At 69.7% G+C, this 6,296-nt stretch carries 7 protein-coding genes; 2 read left to right on the top strand and 5 right to left on the bottom strand.

Annotation, left to right across the window (positions count from 1 at the left end; genetic code table 11):
* Positions 1-203: 203 nt before the first annotated feature.
* Both AC07DC_RS41935 and AC07DC_RS41930 read right to left on the bottom strand, forming a co-directional pair.
* Complete coding sequence (locus AC07DC_RS41935; RefSeq protein WP_478920239.1) at positions 204-1,517, bottom strand: MalY/PatB family protein; 1,314 nt, start codon at positions 1,515-1,517, stop codon at positions 204-206.
* A 274-nt stretch (positions 1,518-1,791) separates the two neighbouring features.
* Positions 1,792-2,118 carry a hypothetical protein gene (locus tag AC07DC_RS41930; protein ID WP_478920238.1) on the bottom strand — a complete coding sequence of 109 codons (327 nt, stop codon included), beginning with the start codon at positions 2,116-2,118 and terminating at the stop codon, positions 1,792-1,794.
* A gap of 195 nt (positions 2,119-2,313) precedes the next feature.
* On the opposite strand from AC07DC_RS41930, the gene AC07DC_RS41925 reads away from it, so the two are divergent.
* Entirely contained in the window at positions 2,314-3,480 is a 1,167-nt protein-coding gene (locus AC07DC_RS41925; RefSeq protein WP_478920237.1) for a site-specific integrase, read from the top strand.
* 340 nt (positions 3,481-3,820) lie between these two features.
* Here AC07DC_RS41925 and AC07DC_RS41920 read toward each other — a convergent pair whose 3' ends face one another.
* A complete protein-coding gene (locus AC07DC_RS41920) occupies positions 3,821-4,057 on the bottom strand; it encodes a hypothetical protein (RefSeq protein ID WP_478920235.1) in 237 nt (78 codons plus the stop codon).
* A 202-nt stretch (positions 4,058-4,259) separates the two neighbouring features.
* On the opposite strand from AC07DC_RS41920, the gene AC07DC_RS41915 reads away from it, so the two are divergent.
* Complete coding sequence (locus AC07DC_RS41915; protein ID WP_478920234.1) at positions 4,260-5,051, top strand: ATP synthase F0 subunit B; 792 nt, start codon at positions 4,260-4,262, stop codon at positions 5,049-5,051.
* Positions 5,052-5,647: 596 nt separating this feature from the next.
* Here the strand turns inward: AC07DC_RS41915 and AC07DC_RS41910 are convergent.
* Together AC07DC_RS41910 and AC07DC_RS41905 are read right to left on the bottom strand one after the other, a co-directional pair.
* Positions 5,648-5,872, bottom strand: coding sequence for a LexA family protein (locus tag AC07DC_RS41910; RefSeq protein WP_478920233.1), 225 nt, complete (start codon positions 5,870-5,872; stop codon positions 5,648-5,650).
* Positions 5,873-5,879: 7 nt separating this feature from the next.
* Complete coding sequence (locus AC07DC_RS41905) at positions 5,880-6,125, bottom strand: hypothetical protein (RefSeq protein WP_478920231.1); 246 nt, start codon at positions 6,123-6,125, stop codon at positions 5,880-5,882.
* Positions 6,126-6,296: the final 171 nt, after the last annotated feature.

Raw genomic sequence — 6,296 nt, 5'->3', positions numbered from 1 at the left:
CGCGGCCTCACGTGTCCCGCCGGCTGAGGGTTTGCTGGGGGAGCAGCCCGCCCCCGCCAGCAGGAGCACAACGGACAGGGCCACGGCGGTACATCAAGTAGTCATGCAGTCCCCCAGAGGTGCGAATCCAGCGCCCTGACGGTACTCCGACCTGTACTGCACACCGACCGGCAGCCACCCCATCAGAGGATGAGCCGGGGTTGTCAGGACACTTCGGGCCGCTCTTGCTCGCTACCTGACCAAACGCCCACAGTCCGGAGGGCGGCGGTGCGTCCCATGCGGGTGATCGCCTCGGTGAGGACGGACTGGGACGTGGCGAAGTTCAGGCGTACGTGCCCGGCCCCGCCCGTACCGAAGATGTGGCCCGCGGACAGGGCCACCTTGGCGTGCTCCAGGAACACCTTCGCGGGACCGGCAAGATCGGTGACGACCGCGAGGTCCGTGGTTCTTTCTTCCGGGGCGAGGCCGAGGGGATGGCAGTCGAGCCAGGCGAGGTAGGTTCCCTCCGGTCTGGTGTATCCGACGTCTGGCAGGTGTTCGGCGATGAGCTCGTCCAGCAGGGTGCGGTTGGCGTCGAGGCCCGCCAGCAGCGCGTCGAGCCACCGGTCGCCGTGGCGGAATGCCGCCGTGTGGGCGAGGACGCCCAGGTGGCTGGCGCCGTGGTGGACCTCCTCGGGTAGGCGGCGCAGGTCGGTGGCGGCTTCCGGTCCCGCGACGGCGAGCGCCGCCTTGATCCCGGCGAGGTTCCAGCCCTTGGTCGCGGACATGAGCGAGAAGGCGTCTTCGGCGCCGTCGACGCTCAGGTAGGGGGTGAACGTGGCGCCCGGCAGCACGAGCGGGGCGTGCACCTCGTCCGCCACGACACGGACTCCGTACCGGCGGGCCAGCGCCGCCACGCCGGTGAGTTCTTCGCGAGTGTGAACGGTGCCGGTCGGGTTGTGCGGGTTGCTGAGCAGATAGGCGATCTTGCCCTTGCCGCTCTGCTGCCGGGCACGCCGGAACGTCTCCTCCAGTGTTTCCAGGCTGATTCGCAGATCCCCCCCGAGGGGAGCTTCCAGGACCCGGCGGTCGTCATGCGTGACGAAGGCGTAGAACGGGGCGTAGACCGGCGCGTTGACGACGACCGGGTCGCCGGGGCTGGTGATCAGCCGCAGTACCTGCACCGCGCCCATCATCACGTCCGGGATCATGGCCACGCGGTCGACCGCCACCGCGTCCCACTTCCAGCGCCGTGAGGCGAAGCCCGCCAGGGACTCGGCGAACTCCGTCCCGGCGGGATATCCGGTGTCGCCGGTCTCGACGGCCTCCCGCAGCGCCTGGGCGACCGCCGACGCGAGCGGGACATCCATCTCCGCCACCCACAAGGGGAGCACGTCCGAAGGATGCGCGCGCCATTTCATGCTCTTGCGCTGACGGAGCTGGTCGAGCGACAGCTCCTCAAGAGGGTTCGCCACTTCACCGGCCTCGGCGTCGGGCCCCTCGGGGTCGCGCCCATCAACAGAAGTCACCCTCAGCATTGGACCGTCATCTCGATTTCCGCGCAAGCTCCGTGAGGCAGCGAGGCCGGGTCCGCACGAAATCGGGAGTGCAACGACACGACTTGGCTGCAGGGGGACGGCCCGGTCCAGATACGTTGGTGTCACCGTGCACGGAGGATGGGGGAGGGGCGCACGTGATGGATGGTGGAGTCGGGGGTGTCACCGGTCCCCAGGGAACCGGGGCTGGCCCGAGCACGGACGCGGTGACGACCAGTGGGAGTGGGGTGACCGCGGCCGCCGACGGGCCGGACCACTAGGCCGTTTCTGATGGCTCTTGGACGGTGTCGCCGAGCCAGATGACGATCGCGGTGACGGTCAGGGTGCCGTTGAAGATGTAGTCACGATTGTCATACCGGGTGGCTACGGCTCGGAACTGCTTCCACTTGTTCACGCACCGCTCGACCGCGTTGCGGCGGCGGTACTGGACCTTGTCGAAGGCCGGGGACCGGCCCCCGGAACGTCCCCGTCGCCGGCGGTGGGCCCGTTGGTCGTCGGGCTTCGCGATGGTGGCCTTGATGCCACGCCTTCGCAGGTAGGCGCGGTTGTCGCGGCTGGCCACCGCGCCAGTACGCAGCACCATCGCCGGCAACTGACCGGGCCGCGCCCCACCCGGCCGTGCAGACCATGGCGTCCGGCCGGGTGACTGTAGGTCACTCGAACCCTCACCCCGCAAGGATGGACCTGTGACAGCCCAGCCTGAGCACATCGAGACGGAACGGCTCGCTAACGCCGCCATCCGGCTGCGCACCCTGGTCGACGACGTGGAGGTGCCGCAGTGACCGCCGTCGAGGACGAGTACGGGACCGCGCTGGAGCCGGTGGAGGTGGTCGACGCCGAGCTGGTCGACGCCGACGCCCCCGGCGCCGGCGCCGGCGCGGTCGCCGTGCACGACCCGGCGGCCGCCGTCCTCAAAGCGCTGGACGAGGACGCCAACGAACACCTGAACCGGATCCGACCGAAGAAGACCCGCACCGGCTACGCCCGAGACTGGGAGCTGTGGGTCCTGTTCCACGCGTGGCTGGCCGCGCGGACCGGCACCCAGCTCCCGCTCAGCAAGGTCACCATCGGCACCATGGTCGCCTTCGTGACGTGGCTGGACGAGGTGGAGCTCGCCGCACCGAACACCATCGAACGGCGCATCACCGGCGTCACCTCCGAGGCCCGCCGCCGTTTCACCGTGCCCAAGGAGGCGACCGAGTCCGCCCGGCGGACGTTGAAGCCGCTCAAGCTGGACAAGGAACGGCAGCAACGAGGCCGCGGCAAGGCGGCGGCCGCCACGCCGGACGACCTGCGGAAGATGGCCGACGCCCCGCGCGAGCGGTCGCCGCAGCCCGGCGCCCGGCGCCGCCGCACGTACGTGGTGCCGGAGCTGGCCCGGCTGCGGGACCAGTCCCTCAACAGCCTCCGGTTCGGCGTCGCCGGGCGCAACGAGGAGATGAGCGAGCTGGACGACCCGGACATCCAGCTCGTCGCCGAGGGGCTGGAGGTGCACGTGCCCAGCGTGAAGGGGCGCCCGGCCCGCGACGTCGTCGTCGCGTACGGCGAGAACCGGGCCACCTGCCCGGTGCGCTGCTGGATCGCGTGGCAGGCCGCCAAGCTCGCCGCCGGCGCCGCCCCGGGCGGCCCGGCGTACCTGGCCGCCCCGGGCGGCCCGGCGTACCTGCCGGTCTCCCAGTGGGGCGAGCTCGGTGACCAGCGGCTGTCGCCGGACGGCTGCGGCCGCGCGATGTCCCGCGCCGCCCAGTACGCGGGCCTGACCGGACGGCGGATCACCGGCCACTCCGGGCGCCGAGGACTGGTCACCAGCGGCCGCAAGAAGGGCAAGCGCGCCGAGAAGCTGCGGGCACAGGGCGGGTGGTCCGCCAACTCCCCAGTGTTCTGGGAGTACGTGGACGAGGGCGAGAAATGGGAGGACGCCGCGACCGAGGGGATTGGGCTGTAGGTAGCTGGAGTTGATCGGGCGGGGCGGGTGTTCACTTCCGTTCATCCGCTAGTCGACCGCTGAATTCGTGTTCTCATGACCTTCCTGGAGAACATCCTCGCGGGACTCGTCGTTGCGGTCCTGTCGTGGGCCGTGCATCGGTTGCGGACCCTCCGGGCCTTAGAACGGTCCCCTGCGCGTCCCTCACAGAAGTCGGAGTCTTTCCTGATGAGGAAGCACGGAGGCATCACTGAGCCCGCACTGCCGATTGGGCCCAAGCGCGATCTGGTTAGGGTGCCGGTAAGAACTCTGTGACTAGCCGCAAACGGCGGTGATCAGGATGGGGTTTTTACCGGCACCCTCAGCGCCGCATCCGCCAGGTGCCGAACAGCCCGGCGACCGCCGTGACGACCACGGAAAAGCCCGCGTCCCCGACCGCGAGGTACACCCCCGCACACAGGCCCAGCAGGGCCACCAGGACAACGAGGTCGAGCGCCCGGTGACGCGCCGACTCCCGCTCGGAGGACAGGGCCGGGGCGCCGGTGGCGCGGCGCGGGTCGGGCTCGGGGACTTGGGAGGTGGTGTCGATGTCTGCCATGCCCTCCAGCAGACCGCCGCTGCCCCTGTTGCACCTAGTGATCCGTACGGCCCCGCATGTACCCGGACACCACCCGCCCCCCGCTGTACGAGACCGTCATGGCGCCGAACGGCCCGCCCGTTCAGGAACGTTCGGCACATTCCATGGACGTTCAAATGCCAGCCCCTCTAGCGTGGTTGCCGTAACAGGACAGGGGGACCCGGTGACTCAGAGCAATACCGAGGCGGATCCGGCAGACGCGGCGGCCATCGCCGCGTACGAGGCGGCGATGCGCGACTTCACCACCGAGCTGAACCGACTGCACATCGCCTTCGGCGCACCCTCCTACGCCACCCTCGCCCGGGCCTCCGTCCGCCCCAAGCTGACCAAGGCCGGCCTCAACGAGACCTTGTCCGGAAAGCGGCTGCCCTCCCTGGAGTCGCTGCTGGAATTCGTCCGCGTCGTCAGCAACGCGCTACCGTCACCCCCCGACGACCCGACCGCCTACCGGGTCCGCCCGGAACTCCTCGACGCCTGGCGCACCCGGTGGCAGCACGTCAAACTCCTGCAGCGGCAGGCCCAGATCCCCTGGAAGCGTGTGCGTGCCAGCGCGCAGGAAGCCCTCGACCAGGCCCTGCGGGACGCCGAAACCATCCGCGCCGCCGCCCACCAGGAAGCCGAACGGATACATACCGACGCCGAGGGCGAAGCCGAAACCCTGCGGGCGGACGCCCGTGACGAGGCGGCACGCATCCTCCAGGCTGCCCGCAAGGAAGCCGAAGAGCAGGCCAAGCCAAAGGCGAGGTCCACCTCCCAGGCGGAGATGGGTGCTGTCCACATCCCCGGGAAAGCCAGGCACGAGGGAGAAGCCGCGCCGGACGTCCCCCCCACACGCGCAGCCAGCTCCTCGGACCCGGCATCGGAGACAACAAGCTCGACCGCGCAGAGACCGGCATCCATGGGTTCCCTCAAGAAGATGGCGATATATCTCGGAGTGATTGAGGACGCTTTGTAGTTCGCCCCGGAGCCGCCCGCGAGGCTGTACTGCAGGACAGCGGGTCGCCGGCATCGGATCGGCAGAGCGGTCGCCGGCTTCTTGGCGAAGGCCCTCAAATGCGGGCTGAAAAGTAGAACCGGAGCCACGGCGGTGCACGTCAACCCACCTGCCCCTGGTCTGCGTCCCCGGCCGCGGGGCAGCCGCCTGACGCTCCCTCCGGCTGCCGTTCGGTTTGGCGTCCATCGACGCAGGCTCAGGAGCTGCTGGCCCGCGCGGTGCCGGAACCGCTGTTCGGACGGACCGGCGCCGTGGGTCAGAGAGGAGACCGGGGCCTCACCGTGCCCAGTCGGCTGACCCGGCCCGGTCAGGGCAGTCACCGGCGCACCAGGACCTGGTCTCTTAGGTGACTGTGGCCGATGAACTCTCGGTCATGACCACGACCGCGCTGCCGTACAACGCGGCCCATTCCGCCCGCTTGCGGACAGCGGTCTCTCGGCTGATCCAGACGCCCACAACCGCCGCATTCGGGGTTAGCTGAGCCCGGACCTCGAACGGTCCATCGGGTGCGTTCTGCCGGGCGCCCAGCGGAACGTCTTGGTCTCCTGCAGCTTCGATCACGGCAGACGCACCTGATAGGACCGGTGGCGGCCGGGCTCGCGAGCAAGGACGCCGATCTGCTCCAGCGCCGCCAGGTGGTGGGAGACGCTGGAGGGGCTGCGCAGGCCCACAGCGTCGCCGATCTCCCGGATAGACGGTGGATAGCCGTTGAGATCGGACCACTCCCGGATGACGTCAAGAATCTGCCCCTGCCGGGCGGTCAGGAACTCGGACTCGCTCATGTGGACTTCATCGGATGGTGAGGGCGGGGTCGCGGGCTAGCTCGCGCAGCGCCATGCGTGCCGCCGGCACCCGTCCCGGGTGCGTAGCCCAGTACGGGTGAGTGGAGATCCGGACCGAGAGCCGGGTCAGTTGCCGACGGAGCACGGTGGTCTGCGCCGCAGTGCTGGGCGACGGGCGGACGGCGAGCTGCCCGTACGCCGCGTACCACGCGCGCTGAGCCTGCACGAGGTCGTCGGGGAAGGAGTACATCATCCTCTGATTCAAGCACGTGTTCGAATTATGGTGCAGCGCACGTACGGGTGATTTGCTGGCTGTGGTCGGGGTGGCCGGTTAACCGCAACGTTAAACGCCGACCCGCCCCCACCACGCCGGTTGGCCCCCCCGGCGGGCCACCGACCAAAACCCCCCGGCCCGGTTACATGG

It is taken from the genome of Streptomyces sp. NPDC045021, assembly GCF_056432645.1.
Note: the sequence above shows the minus strand (reverse complement) of the source record. Positions and strands in the feature narration are given on the sequence as shown.